This is a genomic window from Azospirillum sp. TSH20 (assembly GCF_003115935.1).
Classification (GTDB): domain Bacteria; phylum Pseudomonadota; class Alphaproteobacteria; order Azospirillales; family Azospirillaceae; genus Azospirillum.
This window is the reverse complement of the sequence record NZ_LGQU01000040.1, coordinates 1-23,892: the sequence shown is the minus strand read 5'-3', so window position 1 is coordinate 23,892 and position 23,892 is coordinate 1. Positions and strand designations below refer to the sequence as shown.

The following is a 23,892-nucleotide window of genomic DNA, read 5'->3' as shown; positions in this document are numbered from 1 at the left end:
CGCAACGGCTACCAACTGCCGCCGCCTGCGCATCCCTTCTCACAACACGGTATAAACTTGTCAAAGAACCCGCCCGATGCAGAAACCGCTGCTCGACCGAACCACTGGGTTCGGTGATAAGCACCGGTTTGTCGGGCTTCCCGTTTCGCGTGCCGGTCGCTGCCGGTTCGGCGGCGCCGGCGTCGTTCGCGTCGGGAGGCGCTTTATAGGCGAGCCCTCCCGAACCGCGCAAGAACTTTTTTTCGCCCTAATGACGATTTTTTGACCGGGCGGCCTCAGAAGGCAGCCGAGGGGATCTCGTCGTCGTGCCAAGTGCGGCCGTCGCGCTCGATCAGGGCGATTGACTGCGAGGGCCCCCAGGTGCCGGCAATGTAGGGCTTCGGCATCTCATGCCGGGCCGTCCAGCCGTCGATGATCGGCTCCGCCCACTGCCAAGCCGCCTCGACCTCGTCACGGCGCATGAACAGGGTGGAGTTGCCGCGCACCACGTCCATCAGCAGGCGCTCGTAAGCATCCGGGAATCGCCCACCAAAGGTCTGGGCAAAGCTGAGATTCAGGGCTGCCGGGCGCAGGCGCATTCCGCCCGGCCCCGGCTCCTTGGTCATCAGGTGCAGGCGGATGCTCTCGTCGGGCTGGAGCCGGACGATCAGGCGATTGGCCTGCAACTCGCCGGCCGCCTGCGGGAAGATCGAATGGCGGATCGGCCGGAACTGGATAACAATCTCCGACATCTTGGCCGGCAGCCGCTTGCCGCTGCGCAGGTAGAAGGGCACGCCGGCCCAGCGCCAGTTGTCGATCTCCAGCTTCAGCGCGACGAAGGTCTCGGTGCCGCTGCCGGCCGGAATGCCGGGTTCGTCGAGATACCCGGGCACCGCACCGCCGGCGACCGCACCGGCGCGATATTGGCCGCGGACGGTGCAGCCGCCGATCTCGTCCGACCCGATGGGCTTGAGCGAGCGCAGGACCTTCAGCTTCTCGTCGCGCACCGATTCCTGGGCGAGCGAGATCGGGCATTCCATGCCGACCAGACAGACGAGTTGCAGCAGATGGTTCTGCACCATGTCGCGCAGCGCACCGGACTGGTCGTAATAGCCGCCGCGTTCCTCCACCCCGACCGTCTCGGCGACGGTGATCTGGACATGGTCGATGTGGTCGGCGTTCCACAGCGGCTCGAACAGGGAGTTGCCGAAGCGCAGGGCCAGCAGGTTCTGCACCGTCTCCTTACCGAGGTAATGGTCGATGCGGTAGATCTGCGGCTCGGTGAAGACGGCGCCGACGCGGTCGTTGATGTCCTGCGCCGAGGCGAGGTCGCGGCCGATCGGCTTTTCCAGCACAACGCGTGAGTCCGGAGTGGCGAGACCGAAGGCGCGCAGCTGGTCGCTGACCGGGCCGAACAGGCTGGGAGAGGTGGCGAGATAGAAGATGCGGACCGCGTCGCTGCTGCGCGGCGGCGGGCTGTTCAGCCGGTCTGCCAGCTCGACCCAACCATCGTCGGAGGTGACGTCGACCGGCACATAATCCAGCCGCTCAAGGAAACGGGCGATGACAGCCGTGTCGCGTTCGTCCGCCGGCACATGCTCGCGGATCGCCTCCTCCGCCTTGGCGCGGTAGTCCGACGGGGCGAGCGGGCTGCGCGAAACGCCGATGATGCGGCTGCCGTCGGCCACCTGCCCCGCCTTGTCGCGCAGATAGAGCGCCGGCAGCAGCTTGCGCAGGGCCAGATCGCCGGTGCCGCCGAACACCGTATAGTCGAAGGGAGGCAGTACGGGAGCTGCGACGGTGGAGCGCGGGGGCATCTTCGGACCTCTCGACGTCGGTGGCACGGTGCGTTGGATCAGCCCGTGCGTCATGGTGCCACAGGGATGGGCCGGTCACAATGCGGGCCGGCATGGCCCGATACCGGCCCAAGCTTCCAGGTTTTTTCCTCTGCCGGATCAGCCCAGCAGGTTGAGGACGGATGCGCCGCTCTCCGCCGGACCAGCGTTGTTGCGGAACAGGGAGAACAGGTCCCGTCCGCAGCCGTGGGAGGCATCCTCGCTCGGCGGCGGGGGAGCGCCGCGGTTCTCCCACTCGGCGGCATCGACCAGAGCGTTCAGGGTCCCGGCCTCCGCATCCAGCCGCAGGATGTCGCCGTCGCGCACGCGGCCGAGCGGACCGCCGCCCTTCACCTCCGGCGTGACATGGATGGCGGCCGGCACCTTGCCCGATGCGCCGGACATGCGGCCGTCGGTCACCAGCGCCACCTTGAAGCCCTTGTCCTGCAGCACACCCAGCGGTGGCGTCAGCTTGTGCAGTTCCGGCATTCCGTTGGCGCCGGGGCCCTGGTAGCGGACGACGACGATCACGTCGCGGTCGAGTTCACCGGCGCGGAAAGCGGCCTGCACGGCCTCCTGGTTGTCAAAGACGCGGGCCGGGGCCTCCACCACGCGGTGCTCCGGTTTGACCGCCGAGGTCTTGATGACGCCGCGGCCGAGATTGCCGGTCAGCACGCGCAGGCCGCCTTCGGCCGCAAAGGGAGCCGCGGTGGTGGCGACGACCGCCGGGTCGCCGCTCTGGTCGGTGGCCGAGCGGGTCCAGGTCAGAGCGCCGCCCTCGTCCAGTTCCGGCATGCTGCGATAGGGCTCCAGTCCGCCCTCGCCATAGATGGTCGAGATGTCGGTGTGGACGAGCCCGGCATCGATCAGCTGGCCGATGATGAAGGGCATGCCGCCGGCCTGATGGAAGCGGTTCACGTCGGCGGTGCCGTTGGGATAGACGCGGGCCAGCAGCGGGACGACCGCCGACAGTTCCGCGAAATCCTCCCAGTTCAGCTCGATGCCGGCGGCGGCAGCGATGGCCGGGATGTGCAGGGTGTGGTTGGTCGAGCCGCCGGTGGCGAGCAGCCCGACGATGCCGTTGACCAGCGCGCGCTCATCGACGATGCGGCCGATGGGGGTGCCGGCGCCGGGCGTGGTCATCTTCACCACCCGGCGGGCCGCCGCATCGGTCAGCAAGTCGCGCAACGGCGTGTTGGGATTGACGAAGCTGGCGCCCGGCAAATGCAGGCCCATGATCTCCATCAGCATCTGGTTGGTGTTGGCGGTTCCGTAGAAGGTGCAGGTGCCGGGCGCGTGGTAGGACTTGGACTCGGCCTCCAGCAGTTCCTCGCGGCCGACCTTGCCCTGGGCGTAGAGCTGGCGCGCCTTGGCCTTGTCGGCATTCGACAGGCCGGACGGCATCGGGCCGGCGGGCACGAAGATCGTTGGCAGATGGCCGAAGGCGAGCGAGCCGATCATCAGGCCGGGGACGATCTTGTCGCAGATCCCCAGGCACAGCACACCGTCGAAGGTGGCGTGTGACAGCGCCACACCGGTCGCCAGCGCGATCACGTCGCGGCTGAACAGCGACAACTCCATCCCCTCATAGCCCTGGGTGACGCCGTCGCACATGGCGGGCACGCCGCCGGCGACCTGCGCCACGCCGCCGGCCGCACGCACCGACTCGCGGATCATGGCGGGATAGCGCTCGTAGGGCTGATGGGCCGAGAGCATGTCGTTGTAGGCGGTGACGATGCCGATCGACGGCTGGGTCTCGCCGCGCAGCGCCGCCTTGTCGTTCGCCCCGCAGGCCGCGAAGGCGTGAGCGAGGTTGGCGCAGCCAAGACGGTGGCGGCGCGGCTTCCCGCCGGCGCTCTCCAGCCGCGCCAGATAGGCGGCACGGCGGTCGCGGCTGCGCTCGGCGATGCGCTCCGTCACGCGGGCAACGACAGAATTCAGGGGGGCGGGCTTGCTCATGATCGCGTCTCGACCGTTTGTGGGAGGCGATGATTTCCGGAACGGACCATACGCCTGAGGGGACGGGCTGTGAAGAAAATTTTTTTCATATATGGAGTGGCGCAGCTGGATTTCTCGCCATGCACGGCAAAATTCTTCATAGTGGCAGGAGCGCTCCTTGCAGCACCGCGCCTGTCCGGCCAGCAGCAACTCCGCCCAATCCAGGGAGTTAACTTTACGTCATGGCATCCCCGGTCAACAGCGCAGCCGCCACCCCTGCACCAATGGACATATTGGAAGAGGTTCGCCGGCTGCGTGGCGATCTGAAACGGTCGGAGGGGCAGATCGCCGATCTGGTTCTGAGCGACCCGCGGCGGGTGCTCGACCTCAATGTCACCTCGCTAGCCCAGGCGGCCGAGGTCAGCGAGGCGACGGTCGTCCGCTTCTGCCGCAGCGTCGGTTGCGGCGGCTTCCCGGACTTCAAGCTGCGGCTCGCCGAATCGCAGGCGCGCGATGCATTGCGCGACGAGGTGCGCGGCGGCACCCCCTATGTCAGCCAACATGTGGCGCCGGACGATGATGTCGGCACTCTGGCGCGAAAAATTTTTTCATCGAGTGCAGCCGCCCTGACCGCCGCGTCCGCCGCGCTCGACGACGGTGCGCTGGAGCGCGCCATCGCCCTGCTGGCGGATGCACCGCGCGTGCTGTGCGTCGGCACCGGCGGATCGAGCGCGCTGGCTCAGGACGCGGCGCACAAGCTGCTGCGCTTCGGCGCCGACGCCCAACCCTGTGCCGATCCGGTGCTGGCACGCATGCTGCTGGTCAATATGGCGGCCGGCGGGGTGCTGCTGGCGCTGTCCAACACCGGGCGCAGCGGGACGATCAACGAGTTGGCGGCGGCGGCGCGGGCGCAGGGCACTGCCGTGGTGGCGATCACCGCGCCACGCTCTCCGCTGGCGGCGATGGCGAGCGTGGTCATCGCCAGCGAGCCGGTGGAGGACACCGAGATGTACACGCCGATGGCCTCGCGGCTGGTGCATCTGACGCTGATCGACGTGCTGTCGACCGGCGTGGCTCTGCGGCTGGGCGACCCGGCGGTGCGGCAGTTGGCCAAGGTGAAGGCGGCGATCAATGCCGGGCGACTGCCTCCCCTAACCTGACGACCCTGGCTCTGACGACCCTGTCCCTGATGACCGCCGGCCGGCAGCATGCCGCATGCGTCATCCGACCATCGACCAAGACGGACTGGCCTGAGCGTGGCCGCGCGGGTCGCTCTTGTACCATCGTCGAATAATTACGCGAACGAACGATTGCTATCCTCGGCCGCAATCAGAATCGGCAACCGTCCTGCGCACCCGCGAATCCGGGATCGGCGGCAGGACGGCAAGCGGGTTCCCGAAAGACGGATGCAGGAAGAGGACGCACAGATGACGCTCAGGTTCGCCACGCCGCCCAAACGTCTCCGCCGTCTGGCGCCTTTCGCTCTTGCGGGGTTGATGGCGGCGGGCCTCGCCGGTCCGGTCTTCGCCCATGGCGATGTCACCCCGCAGCCGGTCGACACCACCGGGCTGGAGAAGCTGGGCGAGACTTGGCGGGACAGCAATCCCTACCGCGGCAATGAGCGCGCCATCGAGATCGGCGCATCGGCCTTCAACCAGAACTGCGCGCGCTGCCATGGGCTGGGCGCCGTGTCCGGCGGCATCGCTCCCGACCTGCGCTATCTGGAAAAGGGCGACGCCGGGGACGAGTGGTTCAAGGAGCGCGTCACCAACGGCTCGATCCGCAACGGTGTGACCTATATGCCGAAGTTCGGCGAGGCGTTGGGCCAGGAGGCTCTGTGGGCAATCCGCTCCTGGCTGGAAACCGTGCACGAGGAATGACGGCCAGGTCCATTTTGAAGGAGGTCCATGCGATGACACTGCGGCATGTTCGCACACAAAACAATTGATGCCATTCGCGGTATTGCACCTCCCCATTTCGGTCTGACACAATGGATGCGGGAAGTTGTCCCGCAGTTCGTTCCATCTTCCGCTGCGCAGGGAACCGCAGGCCATGACCCGGATCCTGATTGCCGACGATCACCCGATGGTGCGCGATGCTTTGCGCAGCGCGGTGCTCTATTCCTGCCAAGCCACCGACGTGATGGAGGCGGACCGCCTCGACAGCGTCATGCAGGCGCTGGAGGAGCGGGGCGACCTCGACCTCGTTCTGCTGGACGTCAACATGCCGGGCATGAACGGGCTGGGCGGGCTGCGCACGTTGCGCCAGCGTTTTCCGGCCACCCCGGTCGTCGTCGTTTCCGCCCATGAGGAGCGCCGGTGGGTACGCGAGGCGATGGAGAGCGGGGCCGCCGGCTTCATCCCCAAATCGACCCCGCGCGACGCCATCGCCGCGGCGCTGCGGCAGGTGCTGAACGGCGAACTCTATGTTCCGCCCTCCGCCACCGACGAGGATGGCACCGAGGATCCGGAAGATGCGGAGACCGCGGAGATCGCGCGCCGCATCGCCACGCTGACGGCGCAGCAGTTGCGGGTGCTGGAATTGCTGGGCACCGGCAAGCTGAACAAGGAGATCGCCTTCGACCTCAGCATCACCGAGACGACGGTGAAGGCCCATGTCTCTGCGATCCTGCAGAAGCTGAAGGTCTACAGCCGCACCCAGGCGGTGGTGATCGCCAACCGCGTTCTGGCCGACCGGCGGTGAGCGAGTATACGCACTTACCCCCACCCCGACCCTCCCCCGCTGGGCGGAGGAGGGGGATAAGCGATTGTTCAGGAGAGTGGCGGAAGTCCCTCCCCCGCCCAGCGGGGGAGGTTAGGTGGGGGTCTAACTTCCCCAGAATCGCCAGTCTCCTCCTCTCCTTCACGCTGCTCGCCGCCCCAGCCCTCACCACCCCAGCCCTCGCCGCCGGCGTGCCGCAGCCGGACGGCTACCGCCTGTCCGAGTACCGCTCCCCGACGCCCGACGGTGTGACCGGCGCGACGACGGTCGACACCCCCGCCGTGCAGTCCCTGCTGTCGCAAGGGCGCGTCGTCCCGATCTTCGTCCAGCGGCTGGAGCGCAGCACGCTGCCCGGCGGTCCCTGGCTGCAATCGAAGCCCTACCGACAGATCCCCGGCAGCGTCTGGCTGCCCAATGTGGGCGTCGGCGCACCGGACGCGGCAACGCTCGGCTGGTTCGAATCCCATCTGGACCGACTGACCGGCGGCGACCGGGCGCGTGATCTATTGTTCTACTGCCTGTCCGATTGCTGGCTGTCGTGGAACGCGGCCAAGCGGGCGGTGTTGCTTGGATATGCCCGGGTCCATTGGTACCCGACGGGCATCGACGGCTGGATGGAAGCCGGTCTGCCGACGGAGGAAGCGCATCCGCTGCCGCCGCCGGCGGCGCCTGCCCCCTGAAGCCGCGTGCGATCCGCCGCCGAAAGAGGTGGCGGATTACACCATGGTAGCATGGCGGTCGGCCGCCTCGGACCGCTACTCTTCATCTTGCCAACCATCATGGTCAGCAACAGTCAGCAAGCAGGAGTATCACGCGATGAAGACCTGGCGCAAACCCAAGACCACCGAGATCGCCGTCGGCACCGAGATCAACGCCTACGCCTGCGCCGGCCTGTAAGCCGGACGATATGGGACCGGGGAAGCACGGCGTGACTTCCCTTCCCCGGCCCTTCCTCTCAGGATCGCGTTCAAGACGGTGGCCATGAAGATTCTCGTACTCGGTTCGGCGGCCGGCGGGGGCTTCCCGCAATGGAACTGCGCCTGCGAGGGATGCCGCCGTGCCCGTTCCGGCGATCCGGCGGCGAAGCCGCGCACCCAATCGTCACTGGCGGTAACCGCCGACGGCGAGCGCTGGCTGCTGTTGAACGCCTCGCCCGACCTCGGCGCGCAGTTGCTCGCTAGCCCGCAGCTTCATCCCCAAGGAGCCTTGCGCGGCAATCCGATCAGCGCGGCCCTGCTGACCAACGCCGACATCGACCATGTCGCCGGGCTGCTGACCCTGCGTGAATCCCACCCCTTCGCCGTCTATGCCACGCCGCGCGTCCATGGCGTGCTGGCCGCCAACAGCGTCTTCAACGTGCTGAACCCGGAACTGGTCGCCCGCCGAGCGATGGCGCTGGGCCAGCCCTTCCAGCCCGCCGGGGCCGATGGCCGCCCGCTGGGGCTGGAGGTGGAAGCCTTCGCGGTGCCCGGCAAGGTGGCGCTCTATCTGGAGGATGCCTCCGCCGGCCCCGGATTCGGTTCCGTCGCCGAGGACACGGTGGCGCTGCGCATCCGCCCGACCGACGGTTCCAGCGACGGCTTCTTCTACATCCCCGGCTGCGCCGGGATGCCGGACTGGCTGGCCGACCGGCTGTTCGGTGCGCCGCTGGTGCTGTTCGACGGCACCACCTGGACCGACGACGAGATGATCCGCAGCGGCACCGGCATCAAGACCGCGGCGCGGATGGGCCATATGCCGATGTCGGGACATGCTGGCAGCATGGCCGCCTTCGCGCCGCTGAACGTCGCCCGCAAGATCTACATCCACATCAACAACACGAACCCCGCCCTGCTGGAGGATTCGCCCGAACGGGCGGAAGCCGAGGCGGCCGGCTGGCGCATCGCCCATGATGGGCTGGAGCTGACCCTATGACCGATTTCATGTCCCGCGAGGAGTTCCGCGCCGCCCTCTATGCCATCGGCGAGCGGCAGTATCACGACCTTCACCCGTTCCATCAGCTGCTCCACGGCGGCAAGCTGCAGAAGGGGCAGATCCAGGCCTGGGCGCTGAACCGCTTCTATTATCAGGTGTCGATCCCGCGCAAGGATCTGACCATCATGTCGCGCATGGACGACCCGGCACTGCGCCGCGCCTGGATGCAGCGCGTGCTGGACCATGACGGGCTGACCCAGACCGGCGAGCTGGACGAGACCAAGGTCGGCGGCATCGAACGCTGGCTGCGGCTGACCGACGGGCTGGGGCTCGATCGCGATTATGTGAAGTCGCTGGAAGGCATCCTGCCCGCCACCCGCTTCGCAGTGGACGCCTATGTCAATTTCGTCCGCGACCATTCCTTGCTGGAGGCGGTGGCCTCCTCGCTGACCGAGCTGTTCGCGCCGTCGATCCACCGCGAGCGCATCGCCGGATTCGAGCAGAACTATGCCTTCGCCAACGACAGCACGCTGTCCTACTTCCGCAAGCGGCTGGACGAGGCGCCGCGCGACGTGGAGTTCGGGCTGGACTATGTGCTGACCAACGCCAAGACAGGCGAACAGCAGCGGCAATGCCTGCGCGCCCTGCGCTTCAAGACGGAGCTGCTGTGGGCGCAGCTGGACGCCCTGCACCATGCCTATGTCACCCCCAACCTGATCCCGCCCGGCGCCTTCGTGCCGGAGGACATGGAACCGACGCGGTACAGCCGGTGAACGCGATCGCCCCCCATCTGGCCGAGACCGACCGGCTGCGGCTGGCTCCCGGCGTCATGCTGCGCAACGACCGCCGCCGCGGCCAGTGGATGCTGATGGGGCCGGAACGGCTTCTGGTGCTGGACGAGATGGCGCTGGCGATTGTCCGCGCCTGCGTCGGGCCGGAGGTCGCCGACGTGGCCGCCGGCATCGACCGGCTGACCGTGGAATATGATGCCCCGCGCACCGAGGTCGCCGCCGACGTGCTGGAGATGCTGACCGACCTGCGCAACAAGGGCTATGTCGTCACATGAGGTGCCTCCCCAGGAGATGCGTCCAATGAGCTGCGCCCTGCCCGCCTTCGCCGCCGCTTCCAATGCCGAACCGGCCCCGCCCTTCGCCGTGCTGATGGAGTTGACGCACCGCTGTCCGCTGCGCTGCCCCTACTGCTCCAACCCGGTGGCGCTCGACCCCGCCAGCGCCGAGTTGGACACCGCCACCTGGAAGCGCGTGCTGGACGAAGCGGCCGACGTCGGCGCCCTGCAGGTCCATTTCTCCGGCGGCGAGCCCTGCGTCCGCAAGGATCTGGAGGAGCTGGTCGCCCACGCGACGGAAATCGGGCTCTACAGCAATCTCATCACCTCGGCCGTGCTGCTCGACCAGCCGCGGCTGGAGCGGTTGCAGCAGGCCGGGCTGCAGCATGTGCAGATCAGCCTGCAGGACTCCGAAGCCATCGGGGCCGACCGCGTCGGCGGCTTCAAGGGCGGCCATGCGAAGAAGCTGGAGGTCGCACGGGCGGTGGTCAGGCAGGGTCTGGCGCTGACCATCAACGCCGTGCTGCATCGCCACAACATCGACCGGGTGAACGATGTCATCGATCTGGCGATGGACCTCGGCGCCGGGCGGATCGAGATCGCCAACGTGCAGTATTACGGCTGGGCGCTCGCCAACCGCGCGGCGCTGATGCCGTCGCGCGACCAACTGCTGGCAATGGACGCCGCGGTGCGTGCCCGGCTGCCTGAACTGGCCGGCCGGATCGTGGTCGATTACGTCGTGCCCGATTATTACGCCCGCCGGCCGAAGAGCTGCATGGGCGGCTGGGCGCGCCGCTTCATGAACGTCAACCCGCGCGGCCGGGTCCTGCCCTGCCATGCGGCGGAGACGATTCCGGGGATGGAGTTCGAGACGGTGCACGACCGCAGCCTGTCCGACATCTGGCGCGACGGCCCGGCCTTCACCCGCTACCGCGGCACCGACTGGATGCCGGAGCCCTGCCAATCCTGCGACCATAAGGAAGAGGATTGGGGCGGCTGCCGCTGTCAGGCGCTGGCGCTCGCCGGCAGCGCCGATGCCACCGACCCGGTTTGCGAACTGTCACCGGCCCATGCCGACGTGGCGGTGCTGCGCGACCGCGACGCTGCGGCTCTGGGGACGGAGTGGACCTATCGCGGCGCCTGACCTCCCATCTCTATAGGAAACGTTCGAGCACCATCTGCGTCGTCACGTCGGCCACGCCGGGCAGTCCGGCAATGGCGGCGCGGATCGCTTCGATGCCGCGGATGTCGGGCGCCTCCGCCCGGATGACCAGATCGATCGCCCCGGCAACCGCATCCATCGCGACGATGCCGGGTATCCGCCGCAGCTTGGGAACCAGCTGGGCACAGGTCCGCCCAGCCTCGTGGCGCAGCAGGAAATAGGCGGCGACACCGTCGGCGGCCGGGCCTTCCTCGACCGTCGTGAAGCCCCGGATGACCCCCGACTTCAGCAGCCGGTCCAGCCGTTCCTGGGTGGCGCTGCGCGACAGCCCGATGTCGCGGGCCAGCGCCACCAGCGTGCGGCGGGCGTCCTTGCGCAAGGCCGTCAGCAGAAGCCTGTCCTTCTCGTCCATCCCCGTCCCCACGACCCTTATTTTCCGAGCTGGCGCCCGGCGGCGAAATGCCGGTCGGCCGGCATCTTGCCGGGCTGCAACCGGCAGCCTTTCGGCGGAACTTAACGGACAGGGACCATGGACGATTTGCACGGAGTATCCAATGACCTTGCTACCGGACGCCTCGCTTCTGCTGCTGGTGGATATGCAGCGCGCCTTCGACGGGCCGTCCTGGCCGCGTCGCTGGAACCGCGCTCTTGACCACAACGGCCTGCAGCTTCTTCAAGCCTGGCGGCGCAGCGGCCGGCCGGTGATCCATGTGCGTCACGATTCGGCGGAGCCGGCCTCCACCCTTCGCGTTGGCCAGCCCGGCAACCGCTTCCGCGAAGGATTCGAGCCGCTGGACAGCGAAGCGGTGGTCAGCAAGAGCGTCAACTCGGCCTTCATCGGCACCGACCTGGATTTGCGGCTGCGCCGGCTCGGCATTGAACGTCTGGTGGTGTTCGGCATCTCGACCGACATGTGCGTTTCGACCACGATCCGCACCGGCGCCAACATGGGATGGCCGATCACGCTGGTCAGCGACGCCTGCGACTGTTTCGAACTGCCGGACGGCCAGGGCGGGACGATCCCGGCGGAGCAGGTCCACGCCGTCCATGTCGCCACGCTGCGCTATGAATTCTGCGAAGTGACCACCACCGCCGGGATCATCGAGAGCCTGTAGCCCACCCAGACCAGTCGGGCGACGACCGTTCAGGCCTTGTCGCCCGATCCCCCCTTCTTGCCGCCGCCATCCTGCTTGTTGACGGTCGCCCAGGCGCGCCGCTCGGCCTCGTCATGGGAGACGCCACGCTTTTCGTAGCCTTCCTCGATATGCTCGGCCTTGCGCTTCTGCTTGTCAGTGTATTTGTCCTTGTCGCCTTGGGACATCGGGTCCTCCTATTGCGGTTTCCCGCATAACAGCCCCCGGCAATGGGAAGTTCCTCCGCGGAATAGGCTGAAACGCATATCCGGGACCGGACAGACGAAAAGCGCGGCTTGCCGTAAGCGGCGCCGTCACCCATCCTTTCCCCAATACTTTCAGGGGGAGGTTCAGGGGTGTTCACGATCTTCAACAAGGGTCGCGCCATCATGGGGGCGGCGGTGCTGGCATTCGGGCTGGTCGCCGGTACGGCGCAGGCGGCGGACGCGGTCCGCGTCGGGTCGAAGCTGGACGCGGAAAGCGGGCTGCTCGGCACCATGATCCTCCAGGTTCTGCAGGCCAACGGCATCCCGACGGAGAACAAGATCCAGTTGGGACCGACCAAGATCGTGCGCGGCGCGCTGCTGTCCGGTGAGATCGACATCTATCCCGAATACACCGGCAACGGCGCCTTCTTCTTCAACATCGACAGCGATCCGGTCTGGAAGAATGCCGGCGCCGGCTATGACAAGGTCCGCCAGCTCGACAAGGAGAAGAACGACATCGTCTGGCTGAAGCCAGCCCCCGCCAACAACACCTGGGCGCTGGCCGTCCGCCATGACGTGGCCGACGCCAACAAGCTGAAGACGATGGAGGATTTCGCAAAATGGGTCGGCGGCGGCGGCAAGGCGAAGGTCGCCGCCTCCGCCGAGTTCGTGGAAAGCCCGGCAGCCCTGCCCTCCTTCCAGCAGACCTACGGCTTCACGCTGAAACCCGATCAGATGCTCGTGTTGGCCGGCGGCGACACCGCCGCGACCATCCGTGCGGCGGCGGAACAGACCTCCGGCGTCAACACCGCCATGGTCTACGGCACCGACGGCGCCATCGCGGCCCTCGACCTCGTCGTGCTGGCCGACACCAAGGGCGCGCAGATGGTGTATGAACCGGCGCCGACCGTCCGTGCCTCGGTCCTGACGGCCAACCCGAAGATCGCCGACCTGCTGAACCCGGTCTTCGCCAGCCTGGACGCCGAGACGCTGCGCAGTCTGAACGCCAAGATCTCGGTGGACGGGCAGGACCAGAAGCAGGTCGCCACCGACTACCTGAAGTCAAAGGGCTTCCTGAAGTAAGCCGACGACGTGACCGCCCGCCTTCCCCTGCACAACCGCGTCGCCCTGCTGATGGCGCTGGCCGCTCTGGTCGGCGCCGTCGCCTTGCCGTTCCTCGGCTTCGCACCGAACCGTCTGCTGTCCGGAAGGCCGGTGCCGCTGTGGAACGCGGTGCAGGGGTTGGGCGGGGCCCTGGCCCTACTGCCGGGGCTGGTCCTGCTGGCGACACCCTTCCTGCGGCCCACCCGCTTCGGCCTCGGCCTGACCGTCGCGGCCGGCGGGCTGTTCACGGCCGGGCTGGTCTGGCTGGCTGGCACCCAGGCGGCAGCGCTGGCGCAGGGGGCATCCGCGGCGGCGCGGACCTCCTTCGCCTCCGGCCTCTGGGTGATGGCGGCGGCGGGTCTGCTGGCGGCGGTCGATGCTGCGCGGCGGCTGGGTCTGGGTGCCATCGGCCGGATGGCGGTCGGCGCGGCGATCGCCGGGCTTGTGGCCCTGCAGCTGGTGTCCGGCCATCTCGACGCGCTGTCGATCCTCAAGGAATACGCCAACCGCCGCGACGTGTTCGCCGACGCCGTGCTGCGCCACGCCATGCTGGTGGCAGCGGCGCTGGCGCCGACGCTGCTGATCGGCGTGCCGCTGGGCGTGGCGGCCCATCGGGTGCAGGCGGTCGGGCGCGCGGTGTTCCCGATCCTGAACGTGGTGCAGACGGTGCCGTCCATCGCCCTGTTCGGGCTGCTGATGGCGCCATTGGCCGCGCTCGGCACCATGTTGCCGGGATCGGGGATCAGCGGGGTCGGGCCGCTGCCGGCGGTGATCGCGCTGACGCTCTATTCGCTGCTGCCGATCGTGCGCAACACCGCGGTCGGGCTTGACGGCGTCCCCGCCCCGGTGCGGGAAGCCGCGAGGGGCATGGGGCTGACGCCGCGTCAGATCTTCCTGCGCGTCGACCTGCCGCTGGCGCTGCCGGTCTTCCTGTCGGGGCTGCGCATCACCGTGGTCCAGGCGGTCGGGCTGGCGGCGGTGGCAGCCCTGATCGGGGCCGGGGGCCTGGGCGCCATCATGTTCCAGGGGCTTTTCGCCAATGCGCTGGACCTCGTGCTGCTGGGGGCCGTTCCCGTCATTCTGCTGGCAGTCGCGGCCGACGCCCTGTTGTCCATCGGCATCGCCGCCGCCACCCACCGCATCGGCGTTCTGCCGGGAAGGAGTGCGCCATGATCGAATTCGAGCGCGTGACCAAGCGCTTCGGCTCCTGGACGGCGGTCGATTCCGTCTCCTTCACCGTGGCGGAGGGGGAATTCCGCGTGCTGATCGGCCCGTCCGGCTCCGGCAAATCGACGGTGCTGCGGATGATCAACCGGCTGATCCCGGCCGACGAAGGCGCCATCCGCATCGACGGCGAGGACATTGCCTCGCTGAAGCCGGAGGAGCTTCGCCGACGCATGGGCTACGTCATCCAGTCGGTCGGGCTGTTCCCGCACTGGACGGTGGAGCGCAACATCGCCACCGTCCCCGGCCTGCTCGGCTGGCCCAAGGCGCGCATCCGCGACCGGGTGACCGAGCTGCTGGAATTGCTGAACCTCGACCCCCGCCGTTACCGCGGCGCCTATCCCCACCAGCTGTCCGGCGGGCAGCAGCAGCGCGTCGGCGTCGCCCGCGCGCTGGCGGCAGAACCGCGCATCCTGCTGATGGACGAGCCGTTCAGCGCGCTCGACCCGATCACCCGCGCCAGCCTGCAGACGGAGCTGTCGGCCATCCACCGCCGCACCGGCACCACCGTGGTCTTCGTCACCCATGACATGGACGAGGCCTTGCGGCTGGGCGACAGCATCGCGGTGATGGACCATGGCCGGCTGATCCAATGCGCCTCCCCCCTCGACATCCTGACCCGCCCGGCCAGCCCGCTGGTGCGCGACCTCGTCGGGCGCGAGGAATGGGGGTTGAAGCGGCTGGCGGTGGAGACGGTCGGCGACCGCGCCCGCCGGCAGGAAAGCGCGGCCGGCGAACCGCTGGCGACCGAGACGCCGCTGCACCGCGCCCTGTCGGAGATGGTCGCCCGCGGCACCGAACGGCTGCCGGTGGTGGATGGCGACGGCCGGCCGGCCGGGGTGCTGCACCTGTCCGACCTCGTCCGCCCCGACGCGGGTGGAACGGCATGACCGTCGCCGGCATGGCCCCGCGCGAATTTCTGACCGACCGGCTGATGCTGGGTCTGGTGGCGCTGGTGGCGCTGGTGCTTGGCATGCCCTCGCTGAAGCCGCTGTTCGCCACGCTCTATCCCGGCCTGGACCGCCCGCTGTACGAGGCGGAGAGCTTCGTCCGACTGACCCTCGACCATATGGCGCTGGTCGGCATCTCCAGCCTTGCCGCCATCCTGCTCGGCGGCGGGGCCGGCATCGCTGTCACGCGCCCGTGGGGGCGGGAGTTCCGCGGGCTGCTGGAAACCGTCGCCACCATGGGCCAGACCTTCCCGCCGGTGGCGGTGCTGGCGCTGGCGGTGCCGGTGATGGGCTTCGGATCGGAGCCGGCGCTGATCGCGCTGACGCTCTACGCCCTGCTGCCGGTGGTGGAAAACACGGTGGCCGGGCTGGACGGCGTTCCCGCCCCGGTACTGGACTCCGCCCGCGGCCTGGGCATGGGACCGGCGGAGGTGCTGTTCCGGGTGGAGCTGCCGCTGGCCGCCCCGGTGATCCTGGCCGGAGTGCGCACCGCCGTCATCATCAATGTCGGCACCGCCGCCATCGCGTCGACCGTCGGCGCCAAGACCCTCGGCCTGCCCATCATCGTCGGGCTGAACGGATCCAACCAGGCCTACGTCATCCAGGGCGCCCTGATCGTTGCCGCGCTTGCCGTGGTGATCGATGCCGGTTTCGACCGTCTGGCCGGATGGCTGACGCGCTGGTCGCAACGCTGAAAAAGCCGCGATATTTCAGATAGTTATCTTGCGCGAGACACTTAATATTCTTTTAGCATTCCGGTAAGAAACAGTTAGTACCCGAAAGCCGATTAGCGCGCTTATGGTCGCTTCCGAACACAGATCGTTCGGAATGCAACATCGCCGCATGCTCCGCCGCTTCGATGAAGAGCGGGCATGAGGGCGCCGCGAAAAAGAATCCCCGCATCCGAACGGTCCCAAATTCAGGGAGACCGCCACCATGACCATCCGTCCAATGGACCCTGTCCAGGCCCTGGAACGCATGATGCTGATCCGGGCCTATGAAGAAACGCTGATCGACCTGCACGGACGCGGGCGCGCCGCCGGCACCTGCACCTCGGTCGGGCAGGAGGCGCCGGCCGTCGGCGTCGTCTCGGCCCTCACCGCCGACGATCTGATCCTGACCAACCACCGCAGCGCCGGCCATCTGCTGGCCCGCGGCGCCGATCCCGGCCGCATGCTGGCCGAGGTGATGGGCAAGCAGGACGGTTATTGCGGCGGCAAAAGCGGATCGCTGCACATCTCCGCCAAGGAACTGGGCGTCGTGCTGACCTCCACCATCGTCGGCGGCGAGTTGGCGCTGGCGACCGGCGTCGGACTTTCGCGAACCATGCTCAACGAACCGGGCATCGTCGCCTGCTTCTTCGGCGACGGGGCCGCCACCGAAGGGCGCTTCCAGGAATCGCTGAATCTCGCCGCGGTGTGGAAGCTGCCGATCCTCTATGTCTGCGAGAACAACCAGTGGCAGGCCTTCGTCCACCGCAAGGAGACGATGCTGGCCGACGGCATCGCCGGTCAGGCGGCGGCGCTGGGGGTGGAGAGCGCGGTGGTCGACGGCAACGATCCGCTGGCGATGTTCGATGCAGCCAGCGCCGCCATCGACACCATCCGCCGCACCGGCAAGCCCTTCCTGCTGGAGGCGATGACCTACCGCCTGCGCGGCCATTTCGAGCCGGACGACCAGGGCTATGTCGACAAGGCCGAGCTGGCCCATTGGCGCGACCGCGACCCGATCCTGTGCCTGCGCGCCCGGCTGGAGCGCGAAGGCCGCCTGACCGCCGACGGTGTCGCCACCATCGAAGCCCGCGTCCGCGCGACGATGGAGGCCGCAACGGCCTTCGCCGACGCCAGCCCCTATCCGGGCCTCGATGCCCTGACCACCGACGTCTACGCCTGAGCGGAGGCCCACCATCATGACCACCATGACCGTCAACGACGCGATCTCCGCCGCCCTGGCCGAGGAGATGCGGCTCGATCCCACCGTGATGATCTTCGGCGAGGGCGTCGCCACCAAGCGCCACGACCTGCTGGCGGAGTTCGGCGCCGCCCGCGTCCGCAACACCCCGCTGGCGGAGGGCATCATCGCCGGCACCGCCGCCGGGGCCGCCGCTACCGGCCTGCGCCCGGTGGTGGACCTGCTGTTCGCCCCCTTCCTCTGCTATGCGATGGACGAGATCGTCAACAGCGCCGGCAAGCTGCGCTACATCTCCGGCGGGCAGTTCAAGTTTCCGATGGTGGTGCTGGCGATGACCGGCGCCGGCTGGGGCGTCGGCGCCCAGCACAACCACAATGTGGAAAGCTGGTTCGTCCACAGCCCCGGCCTGAAGATCGTCATGCCCTCGACCCCCGCCGACTTCAAGGGGCTGATGAAATCGGCGATCCGCGACGACAACCCGGTTCTCGTCTTCGCCGACATCGCGCTCGGCTACAGCGCCGGCGAGGTGCCGGAGGACGCCGCCGCCATCCCGCTGGGCAAGGCGGCGGTGCGGCGCGAGGGCCGCGACGTGACGCTGGTCTCCTATGCCAAGACGGTCGGCACCTGCATGGCCGCCGCCGACACGCTGGCCGCCACCGGCATCGACGCCGAGGTCATCGACCTGCGCAGCCTGAAGCCGCTGGACGAGGACGCCATCCTGCGCTCCGTCGCCAAGACCGGCCGGCTCGTCGTGGTGCATGAGGCGAGCCGGCTGTGCGGCGTCGGTGCGGAGATCGCCGCCGTGGTGGCGGAAAAGGCCTTCACCAGCCTGCGGGCGCCGGTCCTGCGCCTGACCGGGCCGGACGCGCCGGCCCCGGCCAGCTTCCCGCTGGAGCAGGCCTTCGTGCCGCAGGCCGATGCGGTGGTCGCCGCCGTCCGCTCGCTGGTGGCCGAACCGGCGACCGCCTGATCCTGCGGACCGGGTGCAGGGTGCGGTGCCGGCCGTAAGGTCAGCGCCGCACCCCGGCGGCGATGCGGTCGGCCAGCGTGCCCACGGCCTGGCTCATCGCCCGGACCTGGGCATCGGGTCCGGTTCCGGCGGACGGCACCTCGACGATCTCGCGCGTCGGACCGCTCTTGCGCCCGCCGGACCCGCTGCCCGGCGACAGGCTCCATTGCGCATCGAGAACCACGCGGCCGGTGGCGTCGGCGTCGAAGCGCAGCACGGTGACGGCGAGCACCGCCGTTCCCTCCCCCACATTGCTTCCGGCCGTCGGCAGCACCGTCGTGCCCGGCAGGCGCGCCGTCAGGTCGCCGGCCAGGGTGGAGCGCAGCCCGTCGGCCAGCGGCTCGGCCCAACGGTCGAACTCCAGCGTCTCCACCCGGTTGCCGTCGATCCGGCGGACGAGCTGCGGCCGGTCGATCAGCATCGGCAGGTCCAGTGACCCCAGCGCCAGGATTTGCGGCGCGGACCGCATAGGCTGCGCCGTGCCGGCGGACGGGACCACCGCCAGCGTGTAGAGCCGGCTGTCCGGCGTCGACTGGCAGGCCGCCAGCACGAGAAGCGGCGCCGCCAGCGCGGCATTCCGCAATCCGCGCACCCAATCCATCACCCTCTCCTCCCCATTCCGTTACCTCTTGCCCCGAAGCAGCGCCTCCGGGTGGCGTTCCAGATAGTCGGCCAGAACGCGGAAGGACCGCGCCGCGTCGTTCAACTGCCGCATCACGCCGGCCAGATCGGCCTGTCCGCCTCCGCCGCCCAGCAGCCCGTTGGCGCTTTTCAGCGTGCCCTGGGCCGCCGTCGCCACGCCGCGCAGGCTGTTCACCAACTGCGGCAGTTGCCGGTCGGCGTCGCGCATCAACGCATCGGCGCTGCCCAGCGCCTTGGCGAGCGCCGCCAGCGAGCGCGCGAGGTCCGGAGAGCCGGCGACACCGCTGATCGACTGCAAGGTGCCGCGCAGATCGGCCAGCAGCGCGTCGAGCGGCAGCGCCGCCACCTTGTCCATCACCTGCCCGGCCGACCGGGTCAGGGAGTCGAGGTCGCTGGAGGCGACGGTGGGCAGGTCCGACCGCTCGGTCCCCGGCGCCGTCGGCGGGTTGCCGGGCTCGTAGTCGAAGGACACCAGCTTCTGCCCGGTCAGCAGATTGCCGGACGCCAGCCGGCCACGCAGCCCCTTGGTGACCTGCGTGGCGACCAGCTCGCGCACCGCCGCCTCGTCCATCGGCTTGCCGTCGATCACGGCATAGGTCCGGGCGACCAGATCGGGTTCGATGTCGATGTCGACGGGGATGTGCAATTCCTGCTTTTTCTCGTCATACTCCAGCCGCACGGCGGCGACGTGGCCGACCGTCAGGCCGCGCATCAGCACCGGCGCGCCGGCCTGCAACCCCTGCACCGAGCCCGCGAATTCCAGCCGGTAGCGCACGCGCAGCCGGTCGCGCGCCGCCGCGGCGGAGGCCTGATCCTCGTAGAGGGTGAAGGTGGCCCAATCCTTGGCCTGCGCCCCGGCCTCCGGATCGGGCGGGGTTTCCAGAACGACGCCGCCCAGCGCCAGCGATTTCAACGATTCGGTCTGGAACTTGATGCCGTCGGCTCCGGCGGAGAACTGGATGCCCGACGACCGCCAGAAGCGGCTTCCTTCATGCACCAGTTCCTCGTAGGGCGCGCGGACGAAAACCGACACCGACACCGTGCGGTCCTGCGGCGACAGGTTGTAGCCCATCACCTCGCCGATCTGGACGCCGCGGAAATACACGGGGGAGCCTTGGGCCAGCGACCCCAGCTGTTCCGTCTTCAGGTTGAAGCTGCGCCCCGGCACGTCGGCGCGGATGACCGGCGGCTCGTCCAGCGCATCGAACTCCCGCCGATCGTCGCCGCCGCCCGGCTCCATCTCCACATAGGTGCCGGACACCACGGTGCTGAGCCCCGACACCCCGCCCAGGCTGAGGCGCGGCGCCACCACCCAGAATCGGGTGCCCTCCTTGAGGTGACGGGTGGCGGTGCGGTCCATGCGGGCGGTGGCGATCACCTGCGACAGGTCGTCGGACAGCCGCACCGATTCGATCACGCCCAGGTCGACGTTCTTGTGCTTGATGCGGGTCCGCCCGGCCTCCAGCCCGTCGCCGGACTGGAAGGTGATGACGATCTGCGGCCCGCGCTCCTCGTACCAGCGCCAGCCGAGCCAGCCGGCGATCAGCACCGCCACCAGCGGCAGGATCCATAAGGGCGACAGCCGCCGGCGCGTCGGCGTCGCGACCTCTGGCGGATGGCCGCCCGGAGTCTCGTCAGCCATGCCGCGCCACCCCCGCCTGTTCGTCTGGAACCGGATCGGGTGGCTCCTCTTCCGCCCGGTCCCACATCACGCGCGGGTCGAAGACATGGCTCGCCAGCATGGTCAGCACGACCACGGAGGCGAAGGCGACAGCGCCGGGATCGGCGCGGACGGAGGCGACGGCGCCGAACTGCACCAGGGCCGTGAGGATGGCGATCATGAACACGTCGATGTTGGACCAGCGCCCGATGGCGTCGATGATACGGTACAGCCGCGTCCGGGCATGCAGCCTCGCGGCCGAACGCCGCCACGCGGCCAGCAGGAACCAGCCGAGCCCCGCCAGCTTCAACACCGGCACGGCGACGCTGGCGACGAAGACCAGAATGGCCAGCGGCCACAACCCGGCCTCCGCCAGTTCGTGCACGCCGCTGAGGATGGTGCTGGGGGCGCCCTGGCCGAAATTGATGACGGTCATCACCGGCAGCAGGTTGGCCGGGATGTAGAGGACGGCGCCGGCCGTCACCAGGGCGGCGGTGCGCTCCAGGCTGTTCGGCTCGCGCGGGTGCAGGCGACTGTGGCATCGGGTACAGCGCTCCGGCGCCGGACCATGGTCGCAGCCATGGATGCGTTGGCAGACGGTGCAGGCGACCCAGCGCGCCGGTGCCGGCGCGCCGGACGGCGGCACATGGTCGATGGCCTGCCAGATCCGGCGGCTGTCGAGCGACAGATCCATCAGCGTGCGGACCAGTACGAAGCCGCCCAGCGCCAGCCCGCCGGACAGGAATTCGGCATTGGCGAAGCCCTTCAGCCGAGAATAGCCGACCAGGAGCCCCAGCAGGAAGACGTCCAGCATCGCCCAGGGCCGCAGCCGCTCGGCCCAGGCGAACAGGCGCGCCGTCTCCCGCGCATGAATCGGTGGACGGCCTTCGTGCAGGCGCTGCAGAACGGCGATCACCGCCATGTTGCGGGCGAAGGGAGCGGCCAGCACCAGCGCGCCGACCAGCAGCGCCAGCGGCCACATGCCCTGGTCCGCCAGCGTTTCGACCCCGGTGACGACCAGGCTGGTGCGGTCGTTGCCCTGGATGTTCACGCCCATCAGCGGGTTGGCGACGATCAGCAGCAGCAGCAGGGCGCCGGCGACCGCCACCGGCAGCGCATGGTGCAGCCCGCCCCGGCTGTGCCGGAACAGCACCGCCCCGCAGCGGGTGCATTCGGCCCGGCGGCCCGGCGCCGGCAGGCGGATGCGGTGCAGGCGTCCGCAGTCATGGCAGGCGACGAGATCGTCACGCACCTCCGCCACCGGCCCTCTCAACCCTTCCTTGCCCAATCCGACCGACATGCACGCACTCGAACCGTCAGAACTGCGAAACCCGCTCTCCAATTGGCTTTTTTGAGCGGCTGCGCAAGCCCTTGCGAAGCGGATAGGCGGAAATCTGCCGCACCGCAGCATGGTGGACAACGGGCCAGGACCAAGTCGGGGAATTCACGATTGACCGAAAGATTATGTACATACATTATCGCCGAAACGTCACATCGCAACGCGGCGCGGAGAGCGGGGTGCAGGGGTTGGTAAGGCAGGGCCTGACCGGACAGGACCGCGGTGACGGACCGGCTTCCCAGCCGGGCGATCCGGTGCAGGGTCGCCTTTCTCCGGCCGGCGCTCCGGATACCGTCGCCGACGGCAACCTCGATGGCCGCGGCCCCCTGTTCGACCAGATCAAGCGCGCGGTCGCCGGCCAGATCCTGCGCGGACGCTGGCAGGCCGGCCAGCGACTTCCCAACGAGGCGGAACTGTCCAGCCTTTACGGCGTCTCCCGCCAGACCGTGCACAAGGCCATCGCCCTGCTGGCGCGGGAAGGGTTCCTGGTCCGCCGCCGCCGCGCCGGCACCTTCGTCGCCACCAGTCGCCGCGACCGCTTCGCCCTGCCCATCGAGGACATCGGCGACGTGGTTGCGCGGGAGGGGCGTGTCTACGAATTCCGCATCCGCGACCGCAGGAACCTCCGCAACGGCGAGGGCATCCGCTGGCCGGACCTGCCCGACGGAACGCCGATCCTGACTCTGGAATGCCTGCATTTCAGCGATGGGACGCCGATCCAGCACGAACGCCGCCTCGTCAACCTCGACGTCGTGCCGGAGGTGATTGACGAACCGTTCGACGTCGTGGCACCCAGCCGTTGGCTGGTCGACCGGGTTCCCTGGTCGTCGGCCGACCATACCGTGCGGGCGGTCAACGCCACGGCGGAAATGGCGGCGCTGCTGGGGGTGGAGGCCGGCACGGCCTGCCTGTCGATCAGGCGGCAGACCATGCATCTCAGCCGGCCGGTGACACTGGTGCATTTCCTGTCGGTGGGCGACCGCTTCAGCCTCAGCGGGTCGTCGATCACCGACAGCGCGACAGAGTTGAATTTGTAAACACAAAAGGACCGGCGACAGCCGCCGGCCGCAACAGGGGGTCCTTTCATGATGGAGAGCAAGGCTATGGTTCGGACGATGGTCAAGGCGGCGCTGCTGGGCGCCACGATGCTGGCCGCCGGTGCCGCCGCCGGCACGGCGATGGCCGACACGCTGGCCGACGTGAAGAAGGCGGGCGTCCTGACCGTCGCCACCGAGATGCAGTTCCCGCCCTTCGATTTCCTTGAGAACAACGAATACAAGGGCGTCGACCGCGACCTGATCGACGAAGTGGCGAAGGAGCTGGGCGTCAAGGCCAAGTATATGGACCTGCCCTGGACCAGCGTGCTGCCCGGCCTGGAGGCCAAGAAGTTCGATCTGGTCATCGCCCCGGTCACCATCACGAAGGAGCGCATGAAGCGCTACGCCTTCACCGTTCCGATTTCGGAGGCGACCGCCGCCCTGATGAAGCGCGCCGACGACAAGACCATCAACAAGCCGGAGGACATCGCCGGCAAGAAGGTCGGCGGCGGCAAGGGCACCTCGCAGCTGGCCCAGGTGAAGGAATTCGGCCAGACCCTGCCGACTCCGCCGGACGTGCGTGAGTATGTCGACAGCAACCAGTCCTACGCCGATCTGGCCGCCGGCCGCGTTGACGCCTCGGTCAACTCGCTGCCGAACCTGAACTTCGCCGCCGCCCAGCGCAAGGACACCTTTGCCGTCGTCCTGCCGCCCTTCGGCAAGCCGTCCTACTTCTCCTGGGTCGGCCGCCTGGACGAGAACGACAAGAGCCTGATCGAGGCGGTCAATGCCGCCCTGGTGAAGATCCAGAAGGACGGCCGCATGGCGACCATCCAGAAGAAGTGGTTCAACGTCTCGCAGGAACTGCCGACCACCGTTCCGGAACCGCAGCTGTAAGGCGGAACGGACCCGGATATCTCCCTCTCCCCCCCGGGGAGAGGGTCGGGGTGAGGGGGAAGCGCGGTGTGGCTTAGCGGGAAATGCGGAGCGCCACACCCTTCCCCAACCTCCACCCCATGCGTCCCCCCCCCCCCCACCCCCCCCCCCCGGGGGGGGGGGGGG

25 protein-coding genes are annotated in these 23,892 nt (G+C 68.6%); 18 read left to right on the top strand and 7 right to left on the bottom strand.

Annotated elements, in window-relative coordinates; all coding sequences use genetic code 11:
• Positions 1 to 275: 275 nt before the first annotated feature.
• Both zwf and edd read right to left on the bottom strand, forming a co-directional pair.
• On the bottom strand, positions 276 to 1,796 hold the full coding sequence (zwf, locus tag TSH20_RS11310; RefSeq protein ID WP_109074825.1) for a glucose-6-phosphate dehydrogenase: 1,521 nt from the start codon (positions 1,794 to 1,796) through the stop codon (positions 276 to 278).
• A 138-nt stretch (positions 1,797 to 1,934) separates the two neighbouring features.
• On the bottom strand, positions 1,935 to 3,773 hold the full coding sequence (gene edd, locus TSH20_RS11305; protein ID WP_109074824.1) for a phosphogluconate dehydratase: 1,839 nt from the start codon (positions 3,771 to 3,773) through the stop codon (positions 1,935 to 1,937).
• A gap of 221 nt (positions 3,774 to 3,994) precedes the next feature.
• On the opposite strand from edd, the gene TSH20_RS11300 reads away from it, so the two are divergent.
• From TSH20_RS11300 to pqqE, 9 genes are all read left to right on the top strand, one after another.
• Positions 3,995 to 4,912, top strand: coding sequence for an SIS domain-containing protein (locus TSH20_RS11300; RefSeq protein WP_109074823.1), 918 nt, complete (start codon positions 3,995 to 3,997; stop codon positions 4,910 to 4,912).
• 267 nt (positions 4,913 to 5,179) lie between these two features.
• A complete protein-coding gene (gene pedF, locus TSH20_RS11295; protein WP_109074830.1) occupies positions 5,180 to 5,632 on the top strand; it encodes a cytochrome c-550 PedF in 453 nt (150 codons plus the stop codon).
• Positions 5,633 to 5,804: 172 nt separating this feature from the next.
• On the top strand, positions 5,805 to 6,455 hold the full coding sequence (locus TSH20_RS11290) for a response regulator transcription factor (RefSeq protein ID WP_109074822.1): 651 nt from the start codon (positions 5,805 to 5,807) through the stop codon (positions 6,453 to 6,455).
• A gap of 209 nt (positions 6,456 to 6,664) precedes the next feature.
• Positions 6,665 to 7,153 carry a rhodanese-like domain-containing protein gene (locus TSH20_RS11285; RefSeq protein WP_109074821.1) on the top strand — a complete coding sequence of 163 codons (489 nt, stop codon included), beginning with the start codon at positions 6,665 to 6,667 and terminating at the stop codon, positions 7,151 to 7,153.
• A 28-nt stretch (positions 7,154 to 7,181) separates the two neighbouring features.
• Positions 7,182 to 7,370 carry a pyrroloquinoline quinone precursor peptide PqqA gene (gene pqqA, locus TSH20_RS35665; RefSeq protein WP_247874459.1) on the top strand — a complete coding sequence of 63 codons (189 nt, stop codon included), beginning with the start codon at positions 7,182 to 7,184 and terminating at the stop codon, positions 7,368 to 7,370.
• 84 nt (positions 7,371 to 7,454) lie between these two features.
• A complete protein-coding gene (gene pqqB / locus TSH20_RS11275) occupies positions 7,455 to 8,387 on the top strand; it encodes a pyrroloquinoline quinone biosynthesis protein PqqB (protein ID WP_109074820.1) in 933 nt (310 codons plus the stop codon).
• Positions 8,384 to 9,160 (top strand): pyrroloquinoline-quinone synthase PqqC, encoded by a 777-nt coding sequence (pqqC, locus tag TSH20_RS11270; protein WP_199232126.1) that lies wholly within the window; start codon positions 8,384 to 8,386, stop codon positions 9,158 to 9,160. The genes pqqB and pqqC overlap by 4 nt, the downstream gene beginning before the upstream one ends.
• The gene (gene pqqD, locus TSH20_RS11265) at positions 9,157 to 9,453 is read left to right on the top strand and encodes a pyrroloquinoline quinone biosynthesis peptide chaperone PqqD (RefSeq protein WP_109074819.1); all 297 of its coding nucleotides are present in this window, start codon (positions 9,157 to 9,159) and stop codon (positions 9,451 to 9,453) included. Before pqqC ends, pqqD begins: the two co-directional genes overlap by 4 nt.
• Before the next feature lie 25 nt (positions 9,454 to 9,478).
• Entirely contained in the window at positions 9,479 to 10,597 is a 1,119-nt protein-coding gene (gene pqqE / locus TSH20_RS11260; protein WP_109074818.1) for a pyrroloquinoline quinone biosynthesis protein PqqE, read from the top strand.
• 10 nt (positions 10,598 to 10,607) lie between these two features.
• Here pqqE and TSH20_RS11255 read toward each other — a convergent pair whose 3' ends face one another.
• Positions 10,608 to 11,027, bottom strand: a complete 420-nt coding sequence (locus TSH20_RS11255; RefSeq protein ID WP_109074817.1) for an Lrp/AsnC family transcriptional regulator — start codon at positions 11,025 to 11,027, stop codon at positions 10,608 to 10,610.
• A 142-nt stretch (positions 11,028 to 11,169) separates the two neighbouring features.
• Here TSH20_RS11255 and TSH20_RS11250 point away from each other — a divergent pair, with 142 nt between their 5' ends.
• The gene (locus tag TSH20_RS11250) at positions 11,170 to 11,730 is read left to right on the top strand and encodes a cysteine hydrolase family protein (protein WP_199232127.1); all 561 of its coding nucleotides are present in this window, start codon (positions 11,170 to 11,172) and stop codon (positions 11,728 to 11,730) included.
• A gap of 29 nt (positions 11,731 to 11,759) precedes the next feature.
• On the opposite strand, the gene TSH20_RS35305 is transcribed toward TSH20_RS11250, so the two are convergent.
• On the bottom strand, positions 11,760 to 11,936 hold the full coding sequence (locus TSH20_RS35305; protein ID WP_169054941.1) for a hypothetical protein: 177 nt from the start codon (positions 11,934 to 11,936) through the stop codon (positions 11,760 to 11,762).
• Between the two features lie 168 nt (positions 11,937 to 12,104).
• Between TSH20_RS35305 and TSH20_RS11245 the strand changes: the two genes are divergently transcribed.
• The 6 genes from TSH20_RS11245 (at position 12,105) to TSH20_RS11220 (ending at position 18,113) form a co-directional block, all read left to right on the top strand.
• The gene (locus TSH20_RS11245) at positions 12,105 to 13,037 is read left to right on the top strand and encodes an ABC transporter substrate-binding protein (RefSeq protein ID WP_109074816.1); all 933 of its coding nucleotides are present in this window, start codon (positions 12,105 to 12,107) and stop codon (positions 13,035 to 13,037) included.
• A gap of 9 nt (positions 13,038 to 13,046) precedes the next feature.
• Positions 13,047 to 14,231 carry an ABC transporter permease gene (locus TSH20_RS11240; protein WP_247871636.1) on the top strand — a complete coding sequence of 395 codons (1,185 nt, stop codon included), beginning with the start codon at positions 13,047 to 13,049 and terminating at the stop codon, positions 14,229 to 14,231.
• Positions 14,228 to 15,172 (top strand): ABC transporter ATP-binding protein, encoded by a 945-nt coding sequence (locus tag TSH20_RS11235; protein WP_109074815.1) that lies wholly within the window; start codon positions 14,228 to 14,230, stop codon positions 15,170 to 15,172. Before TSH20_RS11240 ends, TSH20_RS11235 begins: the two co-directional genes overlap by 4 nt.
• Positions 15,169 to 15,927 (top strand): ABC transporter permease, encoded by a 759-nt coding sequence (locus TSH20_RS11230; RefSeq protein WP_282183570.1) that lies wholly within the window; start codon positions 15,169 to 15,171, stop codon positions 15,925 to 15,927. Before TSH20_RS11235 ends, TSH20_RS11230 begins: the two co-directional genes overlap by 4 nt.
• Before the next feature lie 241 nt (positions 15,928 to 16,168).
• Entirely contained in the window at positions 16,169 to 17,125 is a 957-nt protein-coding gene (locus TSH20_RS11225; RefSeq protein ID WP_109074814.1) for a thiamine pyrophosphate-dependent dehydrogenase E1 component subunit alpha, read from the top strand.
• Positions 17,126 to 17,141: 16 nt separating this feature from the next.
• On the top strand, positions 17,142 to 18,113 hold the full coding sequence (locus TSH20_RS11220) for a pyruvate dehydrogenase complex E1 component subunit beta (protein ID WP_109074813.1): 972 nt from the start codon (positions 17,142 to 17,144) through the stop codon (positions 18,111 to 18,113).
• Between the two features lie 40 nt (positions 18,114 to 18,153).
• Here the strand turns inward: TSH20_RS11220 and TSH20_RS11215 are convergent, their stop codons facing one another.
• From TSH20_RS11215 to TSH20_RS11205, 3 genes are read right to left on the bottom strand one after another with little or no spacing between them, the layout of a single operon-like run.
• Entirely contained in the window at positions 18,154 to 18,753 is a 600-nt protein-coding gene (locus tag TSH20_RS11215) for a PqiC family protein (RefSeq protein WP_109074812.1), read from the bottom strand.
• A 21-nt stretch (positions 18,754 to 18,774) separates the two neighbouring features.
• On the bottom strand, positions 18,775 to 20,436 hold the full coding sequence (locus TSH20_RS11210) for an MlaD family protein (RefSeq protein ID WP_109074811.1): 1,662 nt from the start codon (positions 20,434 to 20,436) through the stop codon (positions 18,775 to 18,777).
• Positions 20,429 to 21,754: a paraquat-inducible protein A gene (locus TSH20_RS11205; protein ID WP_109074810.1), complete on the bottom strand. Its 1,326-nt coding sequence runs from the start codon at positions 21,752 to 21,754 to the stop codon at positions 20,429 to 20,431. The genes TSH20_RS11210 and TSH20_RS11205 overlap by 8 nt, the downstream gene beginning before the upstream one ends.
• A 218-nt stretch (positions 21,755 to 21,972) precedes the next feature.
• On the opposite strand from TSH20_RS11205, the gene TSH20_RS11200 reads away from it, so the two are divergent.
• Together TSH20_RS11200 and TSH20_RS11195 are read left to right on the top strand one after the other, a co-directional pair.
• Positions 21,973 to 22,830 carry a GntR family transcriptional regulator gene (locus tag TSH20_RS11200; protein ID WP_247871637.1) on the top strand — a complete coding sequence of 286 codons (858 nt, stop codon included), beginning with the start codon at positions 21,973 to 21,975 and terminating at the stop codon, positions 22,828 to 22,830.
• Between the two features lie 66 nt (positions 22,831 to 22,896).
• On the top strand, positions 22,897 to 23,727 hold the full coding sequence (locus tag TSH20_RS11195) for a transporter substrate-binding domain-containing protein (protein ID WP_247871638.1): 831 nt from the start codon (positions 22,897 to 22,899) through the stop codon (positions 23,725 to 23,727).
• Positions 23,728 to 23,892: the final 165 nt, after the last annotated feature.

Excerpts from the sequence above, each read along its gene's own strand:
- TSH20_RS11290 (WP_109074822.1), top strand. The coding sequence starts at position 5,805 with ATGACCCGGATCCTGATTGCCGACGATCACCCGATGGTGCGCGATGCT.
- TSH20_RS11225 (WP_109074814.1), top strand. The coding sequence starts at position 16,169 with ATGACCATCCGTCCAATGGACCCTGTCCAGGCCCTGGAACGCATGATG.
- TSH20_RS11195 (WP_247871638.1), top strand. The coding sequence starts at position 22,897 with ATGGTTCGGACGATGGTCAAGGCGGCGCTGCTGGGCGCCACGATGCTG.
- TSH20_RS11300 (WP_109074823.1), top strand. The coding sequence starts at position 3,995 with ATGGCATCCCCGGTCAACAGCGCAGCCGCCACCCCTGCACCAATGGAC.
- TSH20_RS11220 (WP_109074813.1), top strand. The coding sequence starts at position 17,142 with ATGACCACCATGACCGTCAACGACGCGATCTCCGCCGCCCTGGCCGAG.
- zwf (WP_109074825.1), bottom strand. The coding sequence starts at position 1,796 with ATGCCCCCGCGCTCCACCGTCGCAGCTCCCGTACTGCCTCCCTTCGAC.
- TSH20_RS11205 (WP_109074810.1), bottom strand. The coding sequence starts at position 21,754 with ATGTCGGTCGGATTGGGCAAGGAAGGGTTGAGAGGGCCGGTGGCGGAG.
- pqqB (WP_109074820.1), top strand. The coding sequence starts at position 7,455 with ATGAAGATTCTCGTACTCGGTTCGGCGGCCGGCGGGGGCTTCCCGCAA.
- TSH20_RS11255 (WP_109074817.1), bottom strand. The coding sequence starts at position 11,027 with ATGGACGAGAAGGACAGGCTTCTGCTGACGGCCTTGCGCAAGGACGCC.
- TSH20_RS35305 (WP_169054941.1), bottom strand. The coding sequence starts at position 11,936 with ATGTCCCAAGGCGACAAGGACAAATACACTGACAAGCAGAAGCGCAAG.
- TSH20_RS11235 (WP_109074815.1), top strand. The coding sequence starts at position 14,228 with ATGATCGAATTCGAGCGCGTGACCAAGCGCTTCGGCTCCTGGACGGCG.
- TSH20_RS11230 (WP_282183570.1), top strand. The coding sequence starts at position 15,169 with ATGACCGTCGCCGGCATGGCCCCGCGCGAATTTCTGACCGACCGGCTG.
- pqqE (WP_109074818.1), top strand. The coding sequence starts at position 9,479 with ATGAGCTGCGCCCTGCCCGCCTTCGCCGCCGCTTCCAATGCCGAACCG.
- TSH20_RS11210 (WP_109074811.1), bottom strand. The coding sequence starts at position 20,436 with ATGGCTGACGAGACTCCGGGCGGCCATCCGCCAGAGGTCGCGACGCCG.
- TSH20_RS11215 (WP_109074812.1), bottom strand. The coding sequence starts at position 18,753 with ATGGATTGGGTGCGCGGATTGCGGAATGCCGCGCTGGCGGCGCCGCTT.
- edd (WP_109074824.1), bottom strand. The coding sequence starts at position 3,773 with ATGAGCAAGCCCGCCCCCCTGAATTCTGTCGTTGCCCGCGTGACGGAG.
- pedF (WP_109074830.1), top strand. The coding sequence starts at position 5,180 with ATGACGCTCAGGTTCGCCACGCCGCCCAAACGTCTCCGCCGTCTGGCG.
- TSH20_RS11250 (WP_199232127.1), top strand. The coding sequence starts at position 11,170 with ATGACCTTGCTACCGGACGCCTCGCTTCTGCTGCTGGTGGATATGCAG.
- pqqC (WP_199232126.1), top strand. The coding sequence starts at position 8,384 with ATGACCGATTTCATGTCCCGCGAGGAGTTCCGCGCCGCCCTCTATGCC.